Source organism: Erwinia oleae (assembly GCF_000770305.1).
In the GTDB taxonomy this organism is placed as follows: Bacteria; Pseudomonadota; Gammaproteobacteria; order Enterobacterales; family Enterobacteriaceae; genus Erwinia; species Erwinia oleae.
In genome coordinates this window covers 1-817 of record NZ_JNVB01000167.1, presented here as the reverse complement: position 1 = coordinate 817, position 817 = coordinate 1, and the positions used below count along the sequence as shown (strand labels likewise).

At 50.7% G+C, this 817-nt stretch carries 1 protein-coding gene; it reads left to right on the top strand.

Annotation, left to right across the window (positions count from 1 at the left end):
- A partial coding sequence (locus GS12_RS22760) for an IS110 family RNA-guided transposase (RefSeq protein ID WP_034951322.1) occupies positions 1-557 on the top strand: 557 nt, incomplete at its 5' end.
- Positions 558-817 lie beyond the last annotated feature (260 nt).

Sequence of the window (817 nt, the reverse complement as noted above, 5' to 3'; positions counted from 1 at the left end):
AAAGTGCTGATGCCCTGCGCCACATGGTTTCTGTGCAGAAGAGCTCTTTACCGCTTCAGGTTCAGCAATGTGTTGATGATTTGATGGTACACGTTGATCGCATTGAAGCTAACATCACTGAATATGACCGAATTTTATCCCGCATAGCCAAAACAGATCATCGCAGTCAGCGGCTGATGGAGCTAAAGGGCGTTGGTCCCACAACGGCCTGTGCACTGGTCGCCAGTATCGGTAATGCACATGATTTTAAAAATGGACGTCAACTGGCAGCCTGGCTGGGGCTGACGCCATCACAATACAGCAGCGGCGGAAAGTCGAAACTCGGCAGGATCACAAAAGCCGGTGATTCGTATCTGCGAACGCTTCTGGTTCAGGGGGCTCGTTCAGTGCTTATTGGCGCCGGGAAAAGGACTGACTCATTCAGCCGTTGGGTTTGTATGTTGGTTGAGCGCAGAGGGTACTGGCGGGCTGTTGTGGCCATCGCCGCCAAAAACGCGCGGCTATGTTGGGCATCACTACATTACGGTGATGATTTCCGGCTGTACTCAGCCAACTAAAGCTCGAAGCAGTATAACCATCTGACCTGCAATTCGTTGATGATAAAGGGTTAGACCCCGTGAGGCCTATCTGGCTATTGTACAGGATATACGTATCCGCTTAACGAACAAGAACCTCACGCGCGTCTTTCATCAGGGCCCGAATCGGTGACGATTCATCATGGCCGTTTATAGTACCGCAGTCTCTCCCCTTTATTTTTACTGAAGAGCAGACAGAAACCATAAATACCGGCTTTGACATGCCGGGGAAGCCCTTATAG